Genomic DNA, 21,705 nt, shown 5'->3' with positions numbered 1-21,705 from the left:
TCGGAAACCCTTTGTAGCAACAGTACGCCACCTCATTCAAGCCAGTTGTAACGCGCCCGTACACCACTTTCGAGCATAGCTCAATTACTTCTTCCAGAAGCTGATGCGAGATGGAAAGAAGAATTTCATTGTTCTTAACATTGACCTGTCTGTTGATGAGCTTCCGCCGCTGTTTCAAGACTTTCGCTTTATTGACATGCGCTCCCCGTCTGCCATCACAGAGGTTGTCGATTTTGTTAAGAAGCAGGCCGTTCTCTAACCCTGCGCTCAACCGGACCTGCGCGAAAAGCCGCGCAGGCCGGTTAGCTCCACGTTGGGCGTCATGAACGGACACATCTTTACTTTTGCAGCTTGATGATCACGAACGGAGAGAAAATGCACCGACTCGAAACCCAGATCGAAATTGATGCCCCTGTCGAGCGGGTCTGGGCATTGCTCATCGACTTCCCGTCGCATTCCCGGTGGAACCCGTTTGTTCGCTCTATTGAAGGCACCCTTGAGGTTGGTCAGTCACTGAAGGTCTTCATCCAACCGCCGGGCGCAAATGGCATGCAGTTCAGACCGAGTGTGCTCGCGGTAGAACCAAATCGCGAGCTTCGGTGGAAAGGAAAGCTCTTACTGCCTGGCCTATTCGATGGTGAACACTATTTCCGACTGGAAGGTAAACCAGGTGGTGGACTCACGTTTCGTCAAGGAGAAGTTTTCTCAGGATTACTTGTGCCCTTCTTTCGGCGTTCGTTGAACGGCGCCACTAAGCAAGGGTTTGTCGCCATGAATGAAGCGATCAAACGAGAAGCCGAGAAACCATGACGCCAAACCCATCATTCCACCGGACCTGCGCGAAAAGCCGCGCAGGCCGGTGAATTCAAACGTTATGCTGCATGAAAGACTCTAAGCTCTCCATTGGGCAAGCCACTGAAGAACTCGCTGCACGAGAGCCTATCTTTCATCGTCCAGAATTTGGTACATCTCGCGCTGACTTTGAAGCGATGGTCGCACCTGAGTTCTGGGAAATCGGTGCTTCTGGCCGCAGGTACAGCAAGTCATTTGTCCTTGACACACTGGAAAACCGGCACGCCAAGCCTGTTTCAGAGTCCTGTCTGGTAACAGACTTTGCATGCCAGGAGCTTTCGCCTAACCTCTACCTGGCAACATATCAACTAGATCAAGCGGGTCGCCTAAGCCAACGTTCGACAATTTGGAGCTATAGCAGTGGTGTTTGGCTGATTGTCTTTCATCAGGGGACATTAATTGCGGCATAACAATTTATTCCAGCGGACCGTCAAAAAGCTGCGCTTTTTGCCGTCCGCTGAATTCAAACGTTAGCCATTCAGAGGGCATCATGAGCACTGCCACAATTTCAGAACCAATCTCGGGTGACAAGGCATATCAGGTGCGTGCTCGCGCCGCGCTCCCCTTGCTTGTTCGACAAGCACAGGCTGGTGCCCCCGTGTTCTATTCCGATCTCGCTGAAGAGCTGGGAATGCCCAATCCGCGCAACCTCAACTATGTGCTTGGAAGCATCGGGCAATCTCTGGAACTTCTCTCGAAGGCATGGAAGGCTAAGGTTCCACCGATTCAATGTCTTGTTGTCAACAAAAGCACCGGTCTGCCTGGAGAGGGCATCGGTTGGTTTCTTGTAAAGAAAGAAGATTTCGCAGCGCTACCGCTTCGACAGAAACGAGCAATCGTTGAGGCAGAACTTCAGCATATTTTCTCCTATCCCAGATGGGAAGCAGTCCTCAAGGCTCTTGCACTTGAACCAACAACGTCCGACTTTCGCCCATTGTTACAAAAGCCACTGGGGGCTTCGGTGGGGGCGAGAGCGAGGATCACAAAGCACTCAAAGAGTATGTCGCGCGGAATCCGAAAGCCATCGGGCTTAATTCAAACACTCAGGCCGGTGTCACTGAATATCCATTGCCGTCTGGCGATAGCCTAGATGTTTCGTTCAACGGCAAAGCCGTTTGGGTAGCTGCGGAGGTTAAGTCTGCCATATCGGCGGAAGCTGACATTGTCAGAGGTCTATTCCAATGCGTTAAGTACCGCGCTGTAATGGAGGCAGTACTGCTCACCGAAGCGCGTCCACAAAACGCAAGAGCATTACTTGTGCTGGAATCAGCATTCCCCCAAGCACTTATACCGCTGAGAAACATTCTTGGGGTTGAGGTGGTTGAAAGTATCACGCCGAAAAATGGCTAACATGGCGTTCGAGAGGGACGCGCCAAAAGCGGCGCGCCCCTCAACTTTACGTTAGGAGTCTCCATGAATCACTTTCTCGGTGGAATACTCTTAACTGTCCCTTGCAGGTTGCGCCACTGCGCCTCCATTCCAGAACAACATCACACCTAAACAGGAGCCTATTGTGGAATCAGATCGTTATGCCCGTGGCTGGGAGAAGCTCAAGGAAATTGATGGTCATGCTGGAGAGCGAGTAATTGAGGCACTCAAAGACACTTCCCCCGACCTCGCCCGCTACACCATTGAGTTTCCATTTGGCGATGTGTATTCACGCGGTGTTCTTTCACTAAAAGAGCGTGAAATTGCAACCGTTGCTGCATTAACCGCTTTGGGGAACGCGCAGCCACAACTAAAGGTTCACATTCATGGTGCGCTCAATGTCGGTTGCACAAGACAAGAAATCATTGAAGTCATGATTCAAATGGCGGTGTATGCAGGGTTCCCGGCCGCGTTGAATGGCACCCTTGCGGCCAAAGAGGTCTTTGCGGAGCGTGACAAGGCGGGGCAATCAAATTGACCACTCCTAACATTGCGTTCGAGAGGGACGCGCCAAAAGCGGCGCGCCCCTCAACTTTACGTTGGGCATCATGAAAATCCTCGCTATCTCTGGCAGTCTTCGCGCTGCCTCTCTAAATTCCGCGCTGCTTCGTGCTGTCGCTCGTTTGGCGCCCGCCGACATCAGCGTAGTACTCTATCGTGGCCTTGGCGATCTACCTCTGTTCAATCCCGACATCGAGGCCAGTAATCCTCCACCGGTTGCAGAGCTGCGTACACAAATCCTTTCCGTCGACGCACTGCTCATAGCAAGTCCGGAGTATGCACACGGCGTTACCGGGGCCATGAAAAACGCTCTCGACTGGATGGTTGGCTGTGAGGCGTTCGTTCACAAACCAGTCGCGCTACTAAACGCTTCGCCAAGAGCTGTGCATGCTCAGGCCGCATTGAGAGAAACAGTGACCATGATGTCCGCGTGTATCGTTGATGAAGCCTCGATCACAGTTCCAATCCTTGGCTCCAGTCTCAGCGAAGATGGAATCGTTCTTCACCCCAAGATCTCTGCCTCGCTTCTGGCGGCACTTTTTGTATTGCGTGCCGCTGTTGTTGCCGCACGCATTGAAGTTACGGTAAACTTGCCCATCGGAGCCTGAAAGAATGATGCCCAACCCGGCAGTCAAGTGGGACTGCGCAAAAGCGCGCAGCCCCTTACTTTTGCGTTAGGCATTTGGAGTCACACATGATCGACCACACGGGAATCATTGCCAGCAATTTCAACAAGAGCAAAGCGTTCTACTCCACGGCACTCGCTGCTATAGGGTACGGTCTGCTCGCAGAATTCCCAGCATCAATAACTGGGCACGTCGATGTAGCTGGTTTTGGTGAGCCACCAAAACCCGACTTCTGGGTAAGCAAAGGCACGCCAAACAATCCGCCTATTCATGTTGCATTCCGTGTCGCTACGCGCTCACTGGTTGATGCCTTTTATAAAACTGCTATTGCAGCGGGCGGGCGTGACAATGGCGCACCTGGCTTGCGTCCGCACTATCACCCAAATTATTACGGCGCATTTGTACTTGACCCTGACGGTCACAACATAGAGGCTGTATGTCACTCTCCCGAATAAACATGCCTAACACTGCGGTCAAGCGGGACGCGCTAAAGCGCGCCCCTTACCTTCAACGTTAGAGGTAATCATGATCGACAAGGTATTCGCTGACCATTTTGCGGCTGATTGGATAGATTCCTGGAACAAACATGACCTTGTTCGTGTTCTATCGCATTACACCGACGATTTTGAAATGTCGTCACCTGTAATCATCAAGGTGGCTGGCGAACCGTCAGGAACATTAAAGGGCAAGAAAGCAGTAGGTTCCTATTGGGCTAAAGCTCTTCAATTGGTTCCGAATCTTCATTTTGAGTTGGTTGCCACGCTTGTCGGCGTTAACAGTATCACCCTCTACTACAATGGTGTCCGTGGCTCATCCGCAGAGGTGTTTCATTTTAACCAAGATGGCAAGGTTACAAGGGCATATGCACATTACCTCTAACCCTGCGCTCAAGCGGGACGCGCCAAAAGCGGCGCGCCCCTTAGCTCCACGTTATATTTCACAACACCTAGGTCGCACAACTATGTCGAAGAACAGCCTTGTGGTCATCAATCCGAACGCGGAATTAGTCGAAGCGGCGGGTGTTTCAGCATGGATGGAGCGTATCCGCCCGCACTGGAAGGGAAAGCAACTCGTTCAGCGGGTTCAAAAACTTCTGTCTACAGACCCAAGCAGCGCATGCCAAAGGATCTTCAACGCAAGCATCCATGACCTGCGCGAAAAGGTGGTCGTTGCGGGCGTGGACCTCGCTGCCGAAGCCGCCAAGCAGCACAAGCTGCCGCCTATTACGCGAGCCGATGACGTCGAAGACTATTCGGTTCTTCGGCTAATAGAACTGTCCTACCGAATGGGAATCCTGTCACGTCCCGAATACAAGCGGCTTCTTCGGGCGTATGACATTCGAAAGGACCTAGAGCACGAAGACGATGAGTACGAGGCTGGAATTGAAGACTGCGTGTACATTTTTGCCACTTGCATTGACGTCGTACTGTCCAAAGACCCGCTTCATCTAATCAAACTTACTGATGTCAAGCAGATAGTCGAGCAACCCTCTGCGGCGGCGCTCAACGAGAGCCTTACAGAAGAGTACAAACATGCACCGCAGCCACGCCAGCACGAGATATTCAAATTTTTGATCAGCGCTGCGCTGAACAAGGCACAACCTGACATCGTCCAACAGAACTCGTTCAACGCGCTCTTCTCCCTGCGCCCACTTACCAGCACGCAGGTGCTGATCGACGCATCGAAGGAACTTGTTGAACAGATCGGAAAGAAGGCGCCCGAACTACGAGTTGCTCGCGTTGCGCTGGCTGCCGGGCTCTTCCCCTATCTTCGCAAGAGCCAAGTCAAGGAGCTTTTTGCGGCGTACCTAAATCACATGAAGCAGGTGGGCTACCAGTGGCGCAAGAACGCCGAGCACGGAGAGTTACTTCGCAATCTCCAAGAACTGGGCGGGCTCGAACATGTACCGGATGAGCTGCTGTCAGAGTATTTGGAATGGCTCGTGCTGTGCTACGTCGGCGAATCTGGCGGCTATGGCGCGGGCTACAACCGCAAAGTTTTCTATAGCAACGTAGGCGCGCCTCTCGCGAAAGAAATTCTCAAGGAGGCCAAACGCTCACTCGCAAAAGAGCTGGAATCCCTGCGAAAGTCGGCACGCGTCAAGGTGGCATTGGCTGATGATCACATTTCTCGTCGCTTCGAGACCATTGCTGACGAAGCGCAGTGAAATCTGACCCTTCCTTCAAGCGGACCTGCCTACGGCAGGCCGCTTAAGTCAAACGTTAGGGTTTACAAAAGGAGTACATCTTGAGTAACGCCGTCAATTGCACTTCCATTGAAGAAGTCCGTTCGAACATCGACCGCATTGACCGTCAGATTGTCGCCCTTTTGGCTGAACGTGGAGGCTTTGTGAAGCAAGCGGCTCGGTTCAAGAAAACCACGGATGACGTAAAGGCACCTCAACGCGTCGAACAGGTTATTGCCAAGGTCACGGCACTATCGCAAGAGTTGGGCGCAAACCCCTCGGTTACAGAGCTGGTATACCGTGCAATGATTTCGGGTTTCATTAATGCGGAGTTGAATGAACATGCAGCACTCAATACCAAATCCTAACATTGCGTTCGAGAGAGACGCGCCAAAAGCGGCGCGCCCCTCAACTTTACGTTAGGCGCAAACCAAGTCACTGTGAGCTATTTACGGAAATCATGACAATTCGCGAGTTAACGTCCGCAGATACGGTGGCCTATCAAGCTCTGATTCTTAACGGACTAAGTGAACACGTTGAGTCGTTCCGCACTGCCGCGCAGGATGCCGGAGAACCCATGGTTCCTTTCGCCTCCAGCCGACCAGACGCCTTCACACTTGGTGCTTGGCTAGCAGATGGTCAATTGGTTGGAGTGGTCAGCTTTGAGCGGGAGACTCGTGCAAAATTCAGACATAAAGGATTACTTTACCGAATGTATGTGCGTGCAGACGCATCTGGCATGGGAATTGGCAGAAGACTCATCCAAGAAACCATTAAGCGTGCTAGAGAGATAGAAGGTTTGGAGCAAATCAACTTGACGGTTGTCGCGTCCAACTCAAGAGCAAAGAACCTCTATTCTTCAGAAGGCTTTAAATCGTTCGCAATGGAAGAGCGCGGCTTGAAAATGGGTGAAACATATTATGACGAAGAACAGATGGCCTTGCGCTTGTTCAAAGAATGCGCCCAACAAGGCGCTCCAGGGGACGCGCCAAAAGCAGCGCGCCCCTGAGCTTCGACGTTATGTGCCAGTGCAGAAAAAATACTTGTCCAATTTTCGGTTGTTGATTGAATTTCATTTGTAATACTTTGTGCTCAACTTAAAGCAGGAGACAATATATGGAATTCAAAAATTTACACAACCAAGATGCTCCTTTACTAATTAGTAACGTTTGGGATGCCATGAGCACTCAGATAGTGGAGAAATTGGGTTTTCAAGCCATTGGTACATCTAGTGCCGCAATTGCAAATATGCTGGGATATGAAGACGGCGAGATGATGAAGTTTTCCGAGCTTTGCTATGTTGTAGAAAGAATAATCGCAAATACATATCTTCCTCTTACTGTGGACATTGAATCAGGCTATAGCCGAGAACCATATGAGATCGCAGACAACATCAAAACGCTAGCTAATCTAGGTGTCGTTGGGATTAATATTGAAGATAGTGTGGTTACCCAAAAGCGAACGTTACTTGATGCTGCTTCATTTTCAGAGACCCTTTCTACAATTAAGCAACAGCTTGAAAACGACGAAGTGAATATTTTCATCAACGTTAGAACAGATGTATTCCTGCTAGGTCGTGATAATCCAGTCGACGAGACTAAAAAGCGAATCCATTTGTTTGAGCAAGCGGGAGCTGATGGTGTGTTTGTGCCTTGCATTGAAAATGAAGACGATATTCAAGCAATTACCAAAAGTAGTTATCTACCACTTAACGTTATGTGTATGCCAAACTTGCCAGACTTCAAAAAGCTAAAGGAACTAGGTGTAAAAAGAATCAGTATGGGCAACTTCTTGTTCGATAATATGTACAATCACTTTGAAAATACTCTGAGTTCTGTCGTAAAGTTACAGTCTTTCAAATCGATGTTTTAAGATGCTAGTTACTAATAAAAAACAGAAAAACACTTATTATCAAGCGCTGATAGATAGAGAACCAAGCTATGTTGGTATTTTTTATGTGGGTGTAAAAACCACCTCCGTCTTTTGTATTGCGGCCTGCCGTGCGAGAAAACCAAAATTCGAAAATGTCGAGTTCTATACCACTTTTAAAGAGGCTCTCGATTCCGGTTATCGACCGTGCAAGATATGCAAACCAACAGAAAACGCCAATGAAGCACCTAAGCAAGTTGAAGCAGCTATCAATATGGTGAAGAAAAATCCGAAAGAAAAAATTTCTGACTATCAACTTAAACAGAATAAAATTAGCCCGGAACTGGTACGACGCTGGTTCAATAAAAATTATGGAATGACTTTTCAGGCATATCAAAGGATGTATCGAATAAATAATGCGTTTCAAGAATTAAAAGGTGGTAAGAGAGCGACAGGGATAGCATTTGACACAGGGTACGAATCGTTAAGTGGATTTGGATATACTTATAAAAAACTCATTGGAAAATCACCTAAAAATAGTGTTGAGAAAACCATCATTTTAATTAGCCGACTAACGACCCCTTTGGGGCCTATGTTCGTCTGCGCTACCGACAATGGCGTTTGTTTGCTGGAATTTGTTGACAGGAGAATGCTGGAAACAGAATTTAAAGACCTACAGAAATTGCTGAATGCCAAAATAATCGCAGGTGAAAATCAACATATGAAAAAAGCCAAAAAAGAAATAGCCGAATACTTTAATGGTCAGCGAAAAACCTTTGACGTTAAACTTCAAATGCCTGGTACTGACTTTCAAAATTTAGTTTGGGAATGTTTAAGGGAAATACCGTACGGTAAAACATCAACATATCAACAACAAGCCGAGAAAATAAACAAACCAAAAGCTGTTAGATCCGTTGCCTCTGCTAATGGTTTTAATAGAATTTCTATTATCGTACCTTGTCATCGAGTGATTGGGAAAAATGGTAAACTGACAGGGTATGGTGGTGGAATTGAAAGAAAACGTTGGCTAATTGAACACGAGCGGCAATATGCCAGCACATAACAACACGCTCCAGCGGACAAAAAAAGAAATCACGATTTTTGCAAAGCAAAAATACGCGCCTTCTTTTTTCACCGCTGAGCTTGAACGTTATGTTTAAAAAATCGACCTTGAACAACCGTGCGTAATAGCGTACGCTTGAATCAAAAGAGGGTTAAACATGACCATACTCAACGCGACAGAGGCGAGATCGAAGCTGTACAGCCTTATCGATGAAGCCACAGATTCTCATCAACCCATTGTCATAAAAGGCAAACGAGGTAACGCTGTTCTGATTTCGGAAGAAGATTGGAATGCGATATCTGAAACGCTCAATTTGCTTGCCATCCCGGGAATGCGCGAGTCGATTCAAGAGGGTATGAAAACTCCAGCGTCTGAATGTGCGAAGGATCTCGATTGGTGAGGTGGCAGCTGCTTTATACCAAGCACGCGCAAAAAGACGCGAAGAAGCTCACTGCATCAGGCCTCAAGGAAAAGGCAGTGAACTTGCTGAAGGTGCTTGAGGAGAATCCTTATCAAAATCCACCGCCGTACGAAAAACTCGTTGGTGATCTTGCCGGCGCATATTCCCGCCGAATCAATATCCAGCACCGCATTGTGTACGAAGTCCTAGAGCAAGAGCATATCGTCAAGATCCTGCGGCTATGGACACATTACGAATAAAGAAACATAACAAATCGTCAAGATCCTGCGGCTATGGACACATTACGAATAAAGAAACATAACAAATCGTTCAAACGGACACCGGGCTGCGCCCGGCGCCGTTTAACTCGGCGTTAGATTTGCTTGGCGGTTGAGGGTAAAATGGATGGCGCGTGGCGCGGAGACTAAATCATGTCAACTTCAGCAAAATCGGTACTACAAGAGGCCCTTCGGCTTCCGCCCGGAGATCGTGCGGCACTCGTGGAAGGCCTCATAGGAAGTTTGGATCAACCTGACCGGGCCGTGGATTCCTTGTGGCTCAAGGAAGCTGAGGATCGCATGGCAGCTTATCGTTCTGGTGAGCTCGGCGCAGTAGATGCAGAGAAGGTCTTTTCCGAACTGGGTCAGTCAATTTGACGATCCGGCTGCTATATCCTGCGCAGCGAGAGTTGGTCGAGGCAATTGGCTATTACAACAATGAGCGTGCTGGCTTGGGAAGCGAGTTCCGGAATGAAGCTTGGCTTGCCATCCAACGTATTCGAGGGTTTCCTGATGCCTGGTCGCCGTTAGGTGGCCACATCAGAAGGTGTCAGTTGCGCCGCTTCCCGTATGGCCTCATCTACGAACCAACAGCGAGTGAGATTGTCATCATTGCTGTCGCTCACTTGCATCGCCGTCCCGAGTACTGGCGCTCTCGTGTCGAATAAATCTAACAATTCGTTCGAGCGGGTGCCGCACAACTCGCGCCCCGTTAGCTGCTAGTCGAGCAATGAGCGCATGTTAAATAGAAACATTAACTTAGCATCCGGGCAGCGTAATTTTGATTTGTTTGGCGAGTCGGTTTGCACTCATTCGCCGATGGTCGCTGCTGCGATTGAAAAATTGGCTACAGCAGCAGGAACCGAATCTCGCGGGGCAATCTTTACACGCGCAGAGGTAGTGGATTTCATCCTCGATCTGGCTGGCTACACGGAGGATCAACCGCTCCATGAAAAGCGACTTTTGGAGCCTTCATTCGGTGGTGGTGACTTTCTATTACCAGCAATCGGACGACTACTGATAGCGTGGAGATCATCGCAACACATAAAAACTGTAGTCGAAGAGTTAGGCGACGCAATTCGTGCTGTTGAACTGCATCGCTTGACCTTTTCTGCCACCCGAGCAGCCGTGATCGAGCGGCTTAAGCAAGAAGCGATAGAGGATCAATCCGCAGTAGCACTTGCTGATCGTTGGCTTGTGCAGGGGGATTTCCTTCTCGCACCACTTGAAGGGCAATTCGACTTTGTTGTCGGAAACCCTCCCTATGTTCGCCAAGAGTTGATTCCAGCACCGTTGCTGGCTGAGTATCGTGGCCGCTACCAGACGATGTATGACCGAGCCGACATCTACATCCCGTTCATCGAGCGCTCGCTTTCAGCGTTGGCGAAGGGTGGGAGTCTGGGTTTTATCTGTGCGGATCGCTGGATGAAAAACCGCTATGGCGGGCCGCTTCGTAGCCTCGTGGCCGATCAGTTCCACCTGAAAATCTATGTCGATATGGTGGACACCCCTGCGTTTCACTCCGATGTGATCGCCTACCCGGCCATCACTATCATCAGCCGGGAAACGCCCGGCGCGGCACGCATTGCCCATCGCCCAGCCATCGACCGGGACGCGCTGGCGATCTTGGCCGACGCACTGCGTGCGCGGAACCTGCCGAATGAGGCCGGGCCGGTACGCGAACTGGCTCGAGTCCCTAATGGGTCGGAACCGTGGTTGCTCGAATCTTCGGATCAGATGGCGCTGATTCGCCGCCTTGAAAAGCAATTTCCGAGCTTGGAAGAGGTGGGCTGCAAGGTAGGTATCGGCGTAGCAACCGGCGCGGACAAGGCCTATATCGGCGACTTTGACGCACTCGACGTGGAGCCTGATCGCAAACTGCCGCTGGTTACAACGAAAGACATCCTGTCCGGCGAGGTGCAGTGGCGCGGCCAAGGCGTCATCAATCCGTTCGCCGAGGGTAGCGGCCTTGTCGATTTGCGGAACTATCCGCGCTTGCGCCGCTACCTGGAGGCGCGACGGGAGGCTATCGCGGGCCGTTACTGCGCCCAGAAGACTCCGGCCAACTGGTATCGCACAATCGACCGCATCACCCCAGCGCTGGCATCGAGGCCGAAGCTCCTGATTCCCGACATCAAAGGCGAGGCCCATATCGTTTTTGAGGGTGGGGAGTTGTACCCGCACCACAACCTTTACTACGTCACGTCCGACGAGTGGGAATTGAGGCCATTGCAAGCTGTGATGCTTTCAGTCGTCACACGTCTATTCATGGCGACCTATTCAACCAAAATGCAAGGCGGATTCCTCCGGTTTCAGGCGCAATATCTGCGTCGCATCCGCATTCCCCAATGGGCGGATGTCTCGACAGTGTTGCGGACAGAGCTGGCGGAAGCTGCAACAAAGCGGGATTTTCAAGCCTGCAACCGCGCCGTGTTCAAGCTGTATGGCCTGAGCCACGAAGAACGATCTACCCTTGGAGGCAATGGAGAATAAATGGCTCTCGATCTTGTTGATTACGAACAAAAGGCCCATGAGGCCGTAAAAGCTTTCTGGGGAAACCGTGAGGCAGCGAGGCAAAAGCAGATTGAGTCCGGGAAGGCTGACCAAGGCGAGCGTGCTGGCGTTACCGCTGGCAAGAACATGGACGGATTCCTGGCTTTGGTACTCGACATCGTGCGGGCCAATGGACTCGCCCATGCCGAGATTCATCAGAATCGGGCAATGCTGACACTGCCCGGCTATTTCAGGTCGACAAAGCTCTGGGATCTTCTTGTCATTCTGAAAACGATTATCCCGAGCAGGAAAGCCACACGAATATATCTTAGTGAGGAGCATTGAAATGGACAAAGAAAGCAAACTTGAAGAAGAGATTCTCTCTTCTTTTGAAAGAGGAGAATGGTACCCATCTCCAAAGGGAAAAAGTGAAATCACACATTATGCGGCAATGGCCTCTACCTCATTGGCTAAAGATAAGCGGGTTAATATTCGCATCTCATCCAGAGACCTCGACGATATTCAAGCCAAGGCTGCGGAAGAGGCAATTCCTTATCAAACACTGATGTCCAGTGTCCTTCATAAGTACGTAACTGGGCGCCTTGTAGAGTCACAGACCAGCCTAACCCCTCGTCCAAGCGGGTCGCGCCAAAAGCGGCGCGCGCCTTAACTCCACGTTAGAGTTCATACGATGCCGGGGGATGCCAGGGGCGCTAACTTCGTCTTCAAGGATACCGAAGCCAGAGCGTGCCTGTTATCATTTGACTCTAGATTTACTGCTGCAGGTTGATTGCTCATGTCTGTTCGTACCCGTTTTGCGCCGAGTCCTACTGGTTATTTACATATTGGGGGTGTTCGCACCGCGCTGTATTCGTGGTTACATGCCCGCCGCCAGGGGGGGCGTTTTGTGCTGCGTATTGAAGATACGGATCTGGAGCGCTCTACTCCTGAAGCGACGGCTGCTATCCTTGAAGGTATGGCCTGGCTGGGACTCGATTGGGACGAAGGCCCTTTTTACCAGACACAACGCATGGATCGTTATCGGGAAGTGCTGGCGCAGATGTTGGCAGCAGGGACTGCCTATTACTGTTATTGCAGCCGTGAAGAAGTGGATGCCATGCGTGAAGAACAACGCACGCGCGGCGAAAAGCCCCGTTATGACGGGCGTTGCCGGACGCGCAGTACCGCCCGTGAGGGGGTGACGCCGGTTATCCGTTTTCGCAGTCCGGATACGGGCGAAACGGTGGTAGAAGACCTGATTCATGGTCGGGTCAGCTTTCAGAACAGCGAACTGGATGATCTGATTATCGCCCGCTCTGATGGAACCCCTACTTACAATTTCTGTGTGGTGGTGGACGACTGGGACATGGGTATTACCCATGTTATCCGGGGCGATGATCATCTCAATAATACCCCCAGACAAATGCAGATTTTGCAGGCCTTGGGTGCAGGTCTGCCGATTTACGCCCATGTGCCGATGATTCTCGGGCCGGACAAGCAGAAACTTTCCAAGCGGCACGGTGCTGTCAGCGTGCTGGAATATCGGGAGCAGGGATTTTTGCCGGATGCCCTGCTGAATTTTCTGATTCGCCTGGGCTGGTCTCATGGTGACGAAGAAATATTCAGTCGCGAACAAATGATTGAGTTTTTTCAGATTGATACCGTTAATAAGGCGGCTTCGGCATTTAATCCGGAAAAATTGCTGTGGATTAATGCCCAGCACATGCAACGTCTGAGTCCCGAGGGTCTGGCTCGGCATTTACGGCCATATCTGGACGCACACGGCATCACCGAGGCGAGTCTGGCCCAAGGCCCTGACTTGTCTGCGGTCGTCGCCTTATTGCAGGAGCGCGCCAAGACGCTGGTAGAAATGGCCGGGGCCGCCAGCATGTTTTATCTGGCACCAGTGACGGGTGAGGTCAAAGATGTAGAAAAACATCTTTATGGTCAGAGCGCTTTGCTGGAGAGTCTCCTCCAGCATCTGGAGACCTTGCCAATATGGACGGCGGCGGCCATTCACAGTGCCATTCAGGAATTGGCAGTCAGTCATGCCGAGGGAAAAATGGGAAAAATCGCGCAGCCGTTACGTGTTGCCGTGGCCGGGCGAGCGGTTTCCCCGCCTATTGATGGCACCTTGGCGCTGTTGGGAAAAGACGAGACGCTTGCCCGTATCCGTCATGCTCGCAGCTGGCTTGCGGCGGTCTGAGCGCAGCCCCAAGCAATTTGGGTTGGGTGATCTACGCGCATCCTTCCTGTTTTCAGGGATTTTAGCAGCTGCTGATACTTGGCGTCGGGCAGTTCATTTGCGATGATGGAGTCAAGCGCAGTTCCCGATCGTATTTTCCAGCTCAGGAGATCAGCTCATGGCTATGAACGTCACCCAGAAAATTATTGCCGCGCACTTGGTAAGTGGCACCCTCAAGGCGGGGAGTCCGATAGCTATCCGTATTGATCAGACGCTCACCCAGGATGCCACCGGAACCATGGCCTATCTGCAGTTTGAGGCCTTGGGTCTGCCTCGGGTACGCACTGAACTGTCTGTTTCCTATGTCGATCATAATATGCTGCAGTCCGGCTTTGAAAATGCGGACGATCACCGGTTTCTGCAGAGCTTCGCCGCGAAATACGGGGTCCATTTCAGTCGGCCGGGCAATGGTATTTGTCATCAGGTGCATCTCGAACGGTTTTCCAAGCCGGGTGGTACCTTGTTGGGTTCGGATTCCCATACGCCGACTTCTGGCGGTGCCGGAATGCTGGCTATTGGTGCGGGCGGGCTGGATATTGCCCTGGCCATGGGTGGTTTGTCCTTCAACCTGAATATGCCGGAAGTGGTGGGCGTTAAACTGACGGGAAAATTGCAGCCCTTTGTCAGTGCCAAGGACATTATTCTTGAAGTATTGCGTCTGAAAACCGTCAAAGGCGGGGTGGGCAAGGTCTTTGAGTACTTCGGCCCGGGGGTGGAACATTTGAGTGTCCCTGCGCGCGCGACTATTACCAACATGGGGGCGGAACTGGGGGCTACCACCAGTGTTTTCCCCAGTGATGGCGTAACCCAGGACTATCTTGCTGCCCAGGGGCGTGGGGCTACCTGGTCAGAGTGGGTGGCTGATGCGGATGCGAGTTACGACGAAGTGCTCGAAATCAATCTGGATACGCTGGAGCCCCTGATTGCCTGTCCGCATAGCCCGGATAATGTCAAAAAAGTGCGGGAAGTGGCCGGAACCAAGGTAGCCCAGGTGGCCATCGGTTCCTGTACCAATTCATCCTACACCGACCTGATGACCGTCGCGCAGATGCTCAAGGGCAAGGTGGTTGCGGATGGGGTCAGTCTGGGGGTTTCTCCGGGTTCCCGTCAGGTCATGGAAATGGTCACCAAGGATGGCGGGTTGCTGGACTTTATTGGCGCCGGATCACGTATTCTGGAATCTGCCTGCGGACCCTGTATCGGGATGGGTTTTGCACCACCAACCCAGGGGGTTTCCGTACGCTCCTTCAATCGTAACTTTTACGGGCGTTCCGGCACCAAAAACGCCGAGGTCTATCTGGCGAGTCCGGAAACCTGTGCGGCCTGCGCCCTGACCGGCGAGATTACTGATCCCCGCGATTTGGGCCTGGCACCTATTCACGTCGATTTACCGGGGCAGTTCCTGGTGGATGATCGCATGGTGCTGGCCCCTGCGCCTGAGGGCACGGAGGTTGAAATTATTCGCGGTCCGAATATCGCCAAGTTACCGGCGGGTAAGGCCGCGCCCGCGCATCTGGCAGGCGAGGTACTGATTCGTCTCGAAGACGATATCACGACCGATCATATTATGCCGGCGGGGGCCAAGGTGCTGCCTTTGCGCTCCAATTTGCCCGCAATCTCCGAATTTGTTTTTCATATGGTGGATGAAACTTTCCCGAGTCGGGCCAAGGCATCCGGCGGTGGTTTTATTGTGGCAGGACATAATTATGGTCAGGGGTCCAGCCGCGAACATGCTGCGTTGGCACCTCGCTATCTGGGCGTTCGGGGGGTGTTGGTACAGTCTTTTGCCCGGATTCATCTCGCTAATCTGATTAATTTCGGGATATTGCCGCTCACTTTTGTGCATGCTGAAGATTACGCCAAGGTGCAGGCGGGTGATCAGCTGGGCCTTGATCTGTCGGGCCTGACTCTGGGGAAATCCCTGATGTTGCGCGATGAGACTCAGGGTCTGGATATTGAGGTGATGCCGCAACTTGCCAGCGCCCGTGATCTGGAATTGATTTTGAAGGGTGGGGCCTTGTCCTGGGCGAGTGAACAACTGGAGCAGGTGTCATGACGACCCATATTCAGAAACCAGCAACCGGAAGTCCCTTAACGCTGCTTAATGGGGTGTTGCAGGTGCCTGATCAACCCATTATTCCCTTCATTGAAGGTGACGGGATTGGTTGTGATGTGACCCCGGCCATGCGCAGTGTGGTGGATGCGGCATTGGCCAAAGTCTATGGGGGACAGCGGCAGATTGCCTGGATGGAATTATTTGCCGGACAGAAGGCCGTGCAACTGTATGGTGAGGGGCAGTATTTGCCCGATGAGACCATGGCCGCCATTCGGGAGTATAAAGTCGCCATCAAAGGCCCTCTGGAAACCCCGGTGGGCGGGGGGATTCGTAGCCTGAATGTGGCTCTGCGTCAGGAGCTCGATTTGTATGTGTGCCTCCGGCCGGTGCGCTATTTTGAGGGGACGCCCAGCCCCATGCGTCATCCGGAAAAAGTGGATATGGTCATTTTTCGCGAAAACTCTGAGGACATTTACGCCGGTATTGAATGGCCTGCGGGTAGTCCCGAAGCAGAAAAAGTCATTCGATTTCTGCGGGAAGAAATGGGCGTCACAAAAATCCGCTTTCCCGACAGTTCTGCCATCGGCATTAAACCCGTATCCACGGAAGGTTCGGAACGTCTGATCCGGCGTACCATTCAATACGCTCTGGAGCATGGCAAGCCCTCTGTCAGTCTGGTGCACAAGGGTAATATCATGAAATTCACCGAAGGCGGTTTCCGTGACTGGGGTTATGCCCTGGCGGAGCGGGAGTTCGCCGGACGGGTATTTACCTGGAGGCAAAAGGCCGCCATCAGCAAGGCAGAAGGTAAGGCGGCAGGACAGAAAGCCGAGCAGCAGGCCATTGCCGACGGGAAGCTGATCATCAAGGACGTGATTGCCGATAATTTTCTGCAGCAGATTTTGCTGCGTCCGGAAGATTACTCAGTGGTTGCCACGCTGAATTTGAATGGTGACTATGTTTCTGATGCGTTGGCCGCAGAAGTAGGGGGTATTGGCATGGCACCCGGTGCTAACCTTTCTGATACCCACGCGATTTTTGAAGCCACTCATGGTACGGCGCCTGATATTGCCGGACAGGGCAAGGCCAATCCCAGTTCGCTGATTTTGTCGGCCGTCATGATGCTGGAGCATCTGGGCTGGGGAGAAGCTGCTCAGGCTATTGTGGCGGCCATGAATGCCGCCATTGCTGCCGGTGACGTCACCGGTGATCTGGCGGCCTTGCGGGGTGATGTGCCGGCATTGCGCACCACAGATTTTACGGCAGCGCTGATCCGCCGTTTTTAAAGGAATTTTCATGAATCTGCATGAGTATCAGGCCAAGCGTTTGTTGGCTGAAGAAGGGGTTCCGGTCCCTCGCGCCATTCCCGCTTTTTCGGTGCGTGAAGCCGTGAATCAGGCGCGTGAACTGGGTGGCCCGGCCTGGGTGGTGAAAGCCCAGGTGCATGCCGGAGGCCGGGGCAAAGCCGGTGGGGTGCGGGTAGTCCACAGTATTGCCGAAGTGGAAAAAGCCGCCCAGGAACTGCTTGGAAAACGATTGGTTACCGCCCAGACCGGTGCGCAAGGTCAGCATGTGGCGGCTTTGTTGATTGAGGAACCGAGCAGTATTGCCCGCGAGTTGTATTTGGCGCTGATGGTGGACCGGGGACAAGCCAGAATTACCTTTCTCGCGACCCAGGAAGGCGGCATGGATATTGAGGAACTGGCCGCAACCCGGCCGGAAGCCTTGAAAAAGCTGGTTGTTAATCCCAGCACCGGATTTTTGCCCTTTCAGGCTCGGCAGCTCGGATTTCAGTTGGGTCTCGATATCAGTCAGGTGCAGCAGCTGACCCGAATCATGCAGGGCATGTATCGTCTTGCCCAGAAGCTGGATGCCCTGATGGTCGAAATCAACCCGCTGGCGGTCACCAGCGATGGCCGTCTGCTGGCGCTGGATGCCAAGCTGGTTATGGATGACAATGCCTTGTATCGGCATCCCGAATCTGACGAATTGTTTGATTCCACCCAGCAGGATGGTCGGGAAATTACCGCTCGACAGTTTGGGCTCAATTATATTTCCCTGGAAGGGAACATCGGCTGCATGGTCAATGGTGCTGGACTGGCTATGGCGACCATGGACATGATCAAGCTGCATGGTGGGGAACCCGCCAACTTTCTGGATGTAGGTGGTGGTGCGGCGGCAGACAAGGTTACCCAGGCTTTTAAACTGATTTTGTCTGACACCCGGGTCAAAGCCATTCTCGTCAATATTTTCGGAGGCATTACCCGTTGTGATTTACTGGCAGAAGGCATTATTCAGGCCGCAGCTGAGGTGGGCATCCATCTGCCGGTAGTGGTGCGCCTGGAGGGGACCCGCAAGGAGGAAGGAATGGCATTGCTGAGAGAAAGTGGCCTGTCGTTGATTTCTGCAGATGGTCTGACGGATGCCGCTGTGAAAGCGGTAGCTGCCGCTCAGGGCTAAGGTGTCCATCAATATTTTCTGGTTGCAGCGGTTGTGGCCGGTATTGCGCAATTCCGGCCCCTTGATTTCGCGCTTGGCCGATGCCTATGTAAAACGCGGCGCTGATCAAAAATCTGCCGAGCGCATGGCGGAAATGGCGGTACTTCTGGATCAGATTCTGGACGAGCGCCTGAAAACGGTGGCTCAGGTGGATGATCTGGAGCGTCTCCGGCAAGATCTCGCCGCACTGCATAGCGATATGAATCAAGCCCGGCCCATTGTCCGGCGTAATTCTTACCTACTGCTTTTATTGCTGGGTGAAGCCGTCATTATTCTACTGTTAATTCTTGTTTTGGTGCATATATGAGCATATTGCTGTCTCAGAACACCCGTATTATCTGCCAGGGGTTTACCGGCAAGCAGGGAACTTTTCATTCGCAGCAGGCCGTGGCTTACGGTTCGTGCATGGTTGGCGGGGTCACGCCCGGAAAAGGGGGTAGCCGCCATCTGGATTTGCCGGTTTTTAATACGGTGGCTGATGCGGTGCGGGAAACCGGCGCCGAAGCCAGTGTGATTTATGTGCCTTCCCCCTTTGCGGCCGATGCCATTATTGAAGCGGCTGCTGCGGGCATTGAACTGATTGTCTGCATTACCGAGGGGATCCCGGTGCATGACATGTTAATGGTGAAACACTATCTGGCGGGCTCGACGGCGCGCCTGATTGGTCCCAACTGTCCCGGTATTATCACTCCCGGACAGTCAAAAATCGGGATTATGCCGGGTTCCATCCACCGTCCGGGTAAAGTCGGCATTGTCTCCCGTTCCGGTACGCTGACCTACGAAGCGGTTGAGCAGACTACTCGCCTGGGTTTGGGCCAGAGTACCTGTGTCGGTATTGGCGGCGATCCACTGATTGGCATGAGTTTTGTCGAGGTTCTGGCGCTTTTTGAGGCCGATCCACAAACCGAGCTGATTATCATGGTTGGCGAAATCGGCGGACGCATGGAAGAAGAAGCGGCCCACTATATTCAGTCCAGCGTCAGCAAGCCAGTGGTGGCTTTTATTGCCGGATCAACGGCGCCCAAGGGCAAGCGTATGGGGCATGCTGGCGCGATCATCGACGGCAATGCCGGAACTGCTGCGGCAAAATACGCGGTACTGGAGGCGGCGGGGGTACATTGTGTGCATTCTCCGGCTGAATTGGGTACGCGCGCCGCAGCTTTGTTGAGTCGTTAATGCGCGTCGCTCTGGCGCAGTGCAATGTCTGGGTCGGTGACATTGACCGGAATGTGGCATTGATCCTGACGGCAGCACAAGAGGCAAAAGCTGCGGGTGCCGACTTGCTGGTAACTCCGGAGCTGGCTTTATGTGGTTACCCTCCTGAAGATCTGCTGCTGCGTGAAGACTTTGTGCAGGCCTGCGAAGAAGCGGTAAAAACTTTGGCGGCGCAAACGCCTTTACCCTTGTTGTTGGGGCATCCCCAGCGCGTCAACACGCGACTTTATAATAGTGCCAGCTTGTTACGAAATGGACAGGTAGAGGCGGTTTACCACAAGCACTGTCTGCCCAATTACGCAGTATTTGATGAGCTGCGTTACTTTACGCCGGGTACCCAGCCCCTGACCTTTGACTGTGCGGGAGTCTCCTGCGCCGTGGCCATTTGTGAAGATGTCTGGTGTGGTCCCGAAGTGGCTCAGGCCTCCAGAGACCAGGGCGCGGAATTACTTGTGGTGCTCAATGCTTCCCCTTACCACCGGCACAAGCAAGGGGAACGGGAAGGTCGGCTGGCCGCGCTGGCGACGCAGACGCAAATGCCCATCTGCTATGCGAATCTGGTGGGTGGTCAGGATGAGCTGGTTTTTGACGGTCGATCATTTGTGGTGGATGCACAGGGCCGGTTGGTGGCCCGGGGGCCGATTTGTGAAACGGCGGTCATCCTCACGGATTTTGAAAAAACCACTCAGGGTTTGCAGATAAAAGCCGATGCAGTGCTCATTGCGGCACCCGATACGGAGGCCGAGGTTTATGCGGTCCTGACTCTGGGGGTGCGCGATTATGTGCGTAAAAATCATTTTCCGGGTATTGTGCTGGGCCTTTCGGGCGGGGTGGATTCAGCCTTGACCCTGGCAATCGCCGTGGATGCTTTGGGAGCGGAGCAGGTGCATGCTCTGATTATGCCCTCCCGTTATACCGCCGAAATGAGCGTTGAAGATGCCATTGCCGAGGCGCAGAGTCTGGGGGTTTCCTACGATCTGATTTCCATCGAGCCGGTTTTCCAGGCTTATTTGCAGGCCTTGGCGCCGCTGTTTGCGGGGCGCCCGGTGGATACCACCGAGGAAAACCTGCAGGCGCGGGTGCGTGCCGGATTGTTGATGGCCTACTCCAACAAGTTTGGGCACCTGCTGGTGACCACCGGCAATAAAAGTGAAATTGCGGTGGGTTATGCCACCCTGTACGGTGATATGGCGGGTGGTTTTGCGGTCATCAAGGATATTCCCAAAACCCTGGTCTATCGTCTTGCCCACTACCGTAATCATCATGCCGTGGTCATCCCTGAGCGGGTGTTGAGTCGGCCACCCTCGGCGGAGCTGGCGCCTGATCAACGGGATCAGGACAGTCTGCCCTCCTATGAGGTGCTGGATGCCATCATTACGGCCTATGTAGAAAATGACCGGTCTGCGGCAGAACTGATTGCCTCTGGTTTTGCAGCCGACACGGTGCAGCGGGTATTGAAGTTAATTGACCGTGCCGAGTATAAAAGAAGACAGGCGGCTCCCGGTGTGCGTATTAGCACCCGCGCATTTGGAAAAGATCGGCGCTATCCTATTACCAACGGCTACGCTTCCTGGGGTGGCCATCATAACCTGAACGAGGAGCAACACCATGAAAAAAATTGAGGCGATCATCAAGCCCTTCAAGCTGGATGACGTGCGCGAGGCATTGCAGGAAATTGGTCTGGCCGGAATGACCGTAACGGAAGTTAAGGGTTTCGGTCGGCAAAAAGGGCATACCGAGCTTTACCGGGGGGCGGAATACGTGGTGGACTTTCTGCCCAAACTCAAGCTGGAAGTAGTCGTTGGCGACGAAATGGCGGATCGCGCCATTGAAGCCATCGAACATTCTGCGCGTACGGGCAAAATTGGCGATGGCAAAATTTTTGTGAGTGCTGTGGAAAAAGTCATTCGCATTCGGACCGGCGAAGAAGGTGCCGAGGCGGTCTGATCCTGCTCACCAGGGTGCAGCCAGCTGCACCCTCAGAGATCACCTGAT

Annotated in this window: 26 protein-coding genes and 1 pseudogene; 26 read left to right on the top strand and 1 reads right to left on the bottom strand. The window is 52.5% G+C overall.

Features of this window, described 5'->3' with window-relative positions; translation table 11 throughout:
* Window positions 1-271 (bottom strand): hypothetical protein (locus tag HAP95_RS08960; RefSeq protein ID WP_215883907.1); only part of this gene is annotated, 271 nt, incomplete at its 3' end.
* Window positions 272-375: 104 nt separating this feature from the next.
* Here HAP95_RS08960 and HAP95_RS08955 point away from each other — a divergent pair.
* The 26 genes and pseudogenes from HAP95_RS08955 (at window position 376) to HAP95_RS08825 (ending at window position 21,657) form a co-directional block, all read left to right on the top strand.
* Window positions 376-810, top strand: a complete 435-nt coding sequence (locus HAP95_RS08955) for an SRPBCC domain-containing protein (protein ID WP_215883906.1) — start codon at window positions 376-378, stop codon at window positions 808-810.
* A gap of 71 nt (window positions 811-881) precedes the next feature.
* A complete protein-coding gene (locus HAP95_RS08950) occupies window positions 882-1,262 on the top strand; it encodes a nuclear transport factor 2 family protein (RefSeq protein WP_215883905.1) in 381 nt (126 codons plus the stop codon).
* A gap of 80 nt (window positions 1,263-1,342) precedes the next feature.
* A complete protein-coding gene (locus HAP95_RS08945; protein ID WP_215883904.1) occupies window positions 1,343-1,942 on the top strand; it encodes a hypothetical protein in 600 nt (199 codons plus the stop codon).
* 423 nt (window positions 1,943-2,365) lie between these two features.
* Entirely contained in the window at window positions 2,366-2,758 is a 393-nt protein-coding gene (locus HAP95_RS08940) for a carboxymuconolactone decarboxylase family protein (RefSeq protein WP_215883903.1), read from the top strand.
* 70 nt (window positions 2,759-2,828) lie between these two features.
* Window positions 2,829-3,389 (top strand): NADPH-dependent FMN reductase, encoded by a 561-nt coding sequence (locus HAP95_RS08935; protein ID WP_215883902.1) that lies wholly within the window; start codon window positions 2,829-2,831, stop codon window positions 3,387-3,389.
* Window positions 3,390-3,475: 86 nt separating this feature from the next.
* The gene (locus HAP95_RS08930) at window positions 3,476-3,862 is read left to right on the top strand and encodes a VOC family protein (RefSeq protein ID WP_215883901.1); all 387 of its coding nucleotides are present in this window, start codon (window positions 3,476-3,478) and stop codon (window positions 3,860-3,862) included.
* Between the two features lie 70 nt (window positions 3,863-3,932).
* Window positions 3,933-4,286, top strand: coding sequence for a nuclear transport factor 2 family protein (locus HAP95_RS08925; RefSeq protein ID WP_009567633.1), 354 nt, complete (start codon window positions 3,933-3,935; stop codon window positions 4,284-4,286).
* An 82-nt stretch (window positions 4,287-4,368) separates the two neighbouring features.
* A complete protein-coding gene (locus tag HAP95_RS08920) occupies window positions 4,369-5,574 on the top strand; it encodes a hypothetical protein (protein WP_215883900.1) in 1,206 nt (401 codons plus the stop codon).
* Between the two features lie 80 nt (window positions 5,575-5,654).
* Window positions 5,655-5,960 (top strand): chorismate mutase, encoded by a 306-nt coding sequence (locus HAP95_RS08915; RefSeq protein ID WP_215883899.1) that lies wholly within the window; start codon window positions 5,655-5,657, stop codon window positions 5,958-5,960.
* A 92-nt stretch (window positions 5,961-6,052) separates the two neighbouring features.
* Window positions 6,053-6,601 carry a GNAT family N-acetyltransferase gene (locus tag HAP95_RS08910; RefSeq protein WP_215883898.1) on the top strand — a complete coding sequence of 183 codons (549 nt, stop codon included), beginning with the start codon at window positions 6,053-6,055 and terminating at the stop codon, window positions 6,599-6,601.
* 107 nt (window positions 6,602-6,708) lie between these two features.
* The gene (locus HAP95_RS08905) at window positions 6,709-7,464 is read left to right on the top strand and encodes an isocitrate lyase/PEP mutase family protein (RefSeq protein ID WP_215883897.1); all 756 of its coding nucleotides are present in this window, start codon (window positions 6,709-6,711) and stop codon (window positions 7,462-7,464) included.
* Window position 7,465: 1 nt separating this feature from the next.
* Window positions 7,466-8,524 (top strand): bifunctional transcriptional activator/DNA repair enzyme AdaA, encoded by a 1,059-nt coding sequence (locus HAP95_RS08900; protein ID WP_215883896.1) that lies wholly within the window; start codon window positions 7,466-7,468, stop codon window positions 8,522-8,524.
* A gap of 157 nt (window positions 8,525-8,681) precedes the next feature.
* Window positions 8,682-8,924 (top strand): type II toxin-antitoxin system Phd/YefM family antitoxin, encoded by a 243-nt coding sequence (locus HAP95_RS08895; RefSeq protein ID WP_215883895.1) that lies wholly within the window; start codon window positions 8,682-8,684, stop codon window positions 8,922-8,924.
* A complete protein-coding gene (locus HAP95_RS08890; protein WP_215883894.1) occupies window positions 8,921-9,184 on the top strand; it encodes a Txe/YoeB family addiction module toxin in 264 nt (87 codons plus the stop codon). The genes HAP95_RS08895 and HAP95_RS08890 overlap by 4 nt, the downstream gene beginning before the upstream one ends.
* A 171-nt stretch (window positions 9,185-9,355) precedes the next feature.
* Window positions 9,356-9,580, top strand: a complete 225-nt coding sequence (locus HAP95_RS08885; protein ID WP_215853515.1) for an addiction module protein — start codon at window positions 9,356-9,358, stop codon at window positions 9,578-9,580.
* A gap of 360 nt (window positions 9,581-9,940) precedes the next feature.
* Window positions 9,941-11,695, top strand: coding sequence for an Eco57I restriction-modification methylase domain-containing protein (locus HAP95_RS08875; RefSeq protein WP_215883892.1), 1,755 nt, complete (start codon window positions 9,941-9,943; stop codon window positions 11,693-11,695).
* Window positions 11,696-11,986: pseudogene (locus tag HAP95_RS08870) on the top strand (PaeR7I family type II restriction endonuclease); the annotation flags it as partial.
* A gap of 55 nt (window positions 11,987-12,041) precedes the next feature.
* Window positions 12,042-12,365, top strand: coding sequence for a hypothetical protein (locus tag HAP95_RS08865; RefSeq protein ID WP_215883891.1), 324 nt, complete (start codon window positions 12,042-12,044; stop codon window positions 12,363-12,365).
* Window positions 12,366-12,491: 126 nt separating this feature from the next.
* The gene (gltX, locus tag HAP95_RS08860) at window positions 12,492-13,901 is read left to right on the top strand and encodes a glutamate--tRNA ligase (RefSeq protein ID WP_215883890.1); all 1,410 of its coding nucleotides are present in this window, start codon (window positions 12,492-12,494) and stop codon (window positions 13,899-13,901) included.
* Between the two features lie 157 nt (window positions 13,902-14,058).
* Complete coding sequence (locus HAP95_RS08855) at window positions 14,059-15,996, top strand: aconitate hydratase (RefSeq protein ID WP_215883889.1); 1,938 nt, start codon at window positions 14,059-14,061, stop codon at window positions 15,994-15,996.
* Complete coding sequence (gene icd, locus HAP95_RS08850) at window positions 15,993-17,282, top strand: NADP-dependent isocitrate dehydrogenase (RefSeq protein ID WP_215883888.1); 1,290 nt, start codon at window positions 15,993-15,995, stop codon at window positions 17,280-17,282. The genes HAP95_RS08855 and icd overlap by 4 nt, the downstream gene beginning before the upstream one ends.
* Window positions 17,283-17,292: 10 nt before the next feature.
* The gene (sucC, locus tag HAP95_RS08845; RefSeq protein ID WP_215883887.1) at window positions 17,293-18,456 is read left to right on the top strand and encodes an ADP-forming succinate--CoA ligase subunit beta; all 1,164 of its coding nucleotides are present in this window, start codon (window positions 17,293-17,295) and stop codon (window positions 18,454-18,456) included.
* A 1-nt stretch (window position 18,457) separates the two neighbouring features.
* Window positions 18,458-18,802: a hypothetical protein gene (locus HAP95_RS08840; RefSeq protein WP_215883886.1), complete on the top strand. Its 345-nt coding sequence runs from the start codon at window positions 18,458-18,460 to the stop codon at window positions 18,800-18,802.
* Window positions 18,799-19,671 carry a succinate--CoA ligase subunit alpha gene (sucD, locus tag HAP95_RS08835; RefSeq protein WP_215883885.1) on the top strand — a complete coding sequence of 291 codons (873 nt, stop codon included), beginning with the start codon at window positions 18,799-18,801 and terminating at the stop codon, window positions 19,669-19,671. Before HAP95_RS08840 ends, sucD begins: the two co-directional genes overlap by 4 nt.
* The gene (locus HAP95_RS08830) at window positions 19,671-21,332 is read left to right on the top strand and encodes an NAD+ synthase (RefSeq protein ID WP_215883884.1); all 1,662 of its coding nucleotides are present in this window, start codon (window positions 19,671-19,673) and stop codon (window positions 21,330-21,332) included. Before sucD ends, HAP95_RS08830 begins: the two co-directional genes overlap by 1 nt.
* The gene (locus HAP95_RS08825; protein ID WP_215883883.1) at window positions 21,319-21,657 is read left to right on the top strand and encodes a P-II family nitrogen regulator; all 339 of its coding nucleotides are present in this window, start codon (window positions 21,319-21,321) and stop codon (window positions 21,655-21,657) included. Before HAP95_RS08830 ends, HAP95_RS08825 begins: the two co-directional genes overlap by 14 nt.
* Window positions 21,658-21,705: the final 48 nt, after the last annotated feature.

The organism is Acidithiobacillus sulfurivorans (genome assembly GCF_018853815.1).
Taxonomy (GTDB): Bacteria; Pseudomonadota; Gammaproteobacteria; order Acidithiobacillales; family Acidithiobacillaceae; genus Acidithiobacillus; species Acidithiobacillus sulfurivorans.
Note: the sequence above shows the minus strand (reverse complement) of the source record. Positions and strands in the feature narration are given on the sequence as shown.

Bases quoted from the DNA above. Each gene is read 5' to 3' on its own strand.
- HAP95_RS08930 (WP_215883901.1), top strand. From the start codon at position 3,476: ATGATCGACCACACGGGAATCATTGCCAGCAATTTCAACAAGAGCAAA.
- HAP95_RS08885 (WP_215853515.1), top strand. From the start codon at position 9,356: ATGTCAACTTCAGCAAAATCGGTACTACAAGAGGCCCTTCGGCTTCCG.
- HAP95_RS08830 (WP_215883884.1), top strand. From the start codon at position 19,671: ATGCGCGTCGCTCTGGCGCAGTGCAATGTCTGGGTCGGTGACATTGAC.
- HAP95_RS08955 (WP_215883906.1), top strand. From the start codon at position 376: ATGCACCGACTCGAAACCCAGATCGAAATTGATGCCCCTGTCGAGCGG.
- HAP95_RS08945 (WP_215883904.1), top strand. From the start codon at position 1,343: ATGAGCACTGCCACAATTTCAGAACCAATCTCGGGTGACAAGGCATAT.
- HAP95_RS08920 (WP_215883900.1), top strand. From the start codon at position 4,369: ATGTCGAAGAACAGCCTTGTGGTCATCAATCCGAACGCGGAATTAGTC.
- HAP95_RS08905 (WP_215883897.1), top strand. From the start codon at position 6,709: ATGGAATTCAAAAATTTACACAACCAAGATGCTCCTTTACTAATTAGT.
- HAP95_RS08865 (WP_215883891.1), top strand. From the start codon at position 12,042: ATGGACAAAGAAAGCAAACTTGAAGAAGAGATTCTCTCTTCTTTTGAA.
- HAP95_RS08900 (WP_215883896.1), top strand. From the start codon at position 7,466: ATGCTAGTTACTAATAAAAAACAGAAAAACACTTATTATCAAGCGCTG.
- HAP95_RS08875 (WP_215883892.1), top strand. From the start codon at position 9,941: ATGTTAAATAGAAACATTAACTTAGCATCCGGGCAGCGTAATTTTGAT.
- HAP95_RS08855 (WP_215883889.1), top strand. From the start codon at position 14,059: ATGGCTATGAACGTCACCCAGAAAATTATTGCCGCGCACTTGGTAAGT.
- HAP95_RS08925 (WP_009567633.1), top strand. From the start codon at position 3,933: ATGATCGACAAGGTATTCGCTGACCATTTTGCGGCTGATTGGATAGAT.
- HAP95_RS08825 (WP_215883883.1), top strand. From the start codon at position 21,319: ATGAAAAAAATTGAGGCGATCATCAAGCCCTTCAAGCTGGATGACGTG.
- HAP95_RS08935 (WP_215883902.1), top strand. From the start codon at position 2,829: ATGAAAATCCTCGCTATCTCTGGCAGTCTTCGCGCTGCCTCTCTAAAT.
- sucD (WP_215883885.1), top strand. From the start codon at position 18,799: ATGAGCATATTGCTGTCTCAGAACACCCGTATTATCTGCCAGGGGTTT.
- HAP95_RS08910 (WP_215883898.1), top strand. From the start codon at position 6,053: ATGACAATTCGCGAGTTAACGTCCGCAGATACGGTGGCCTATCAAGCT.
- sucC (WP_215883887.1), top strand. From the start codon at position 17,293: ATGAATCTGCATGAGTATCAGGCCAAGCGTTTGTTGGCTGAAGAAGGG.
- HAP95_RS08950 (WP_215883905.1), top strand. From the start codon at position 882: ATGAAAGACTCTAAGCTCTCCATTGGGCAAGCCACTGAAGAACTCGCT.
- icd (WP_215883888.1), top strand. From the start codon at position 15,993: ATGACGACCCATATTCAGAAACCAGCAACCGGAAGTCCCTTAACGCTG.
- gltX (WP_215883890.1), top strand. From the start codon at position 12,492: ATGTCTGTTCGTACCCGTTTTGCGCCGAGTCCTACTGGTTATTTACAT.
- HAP95_RS08895 (WP_215883895.1), top strand. From the start codon at position 8,682: ATGACCATACTCAACGCGACAGAGGCGAGATCGAAGCTGTACAGCCTT.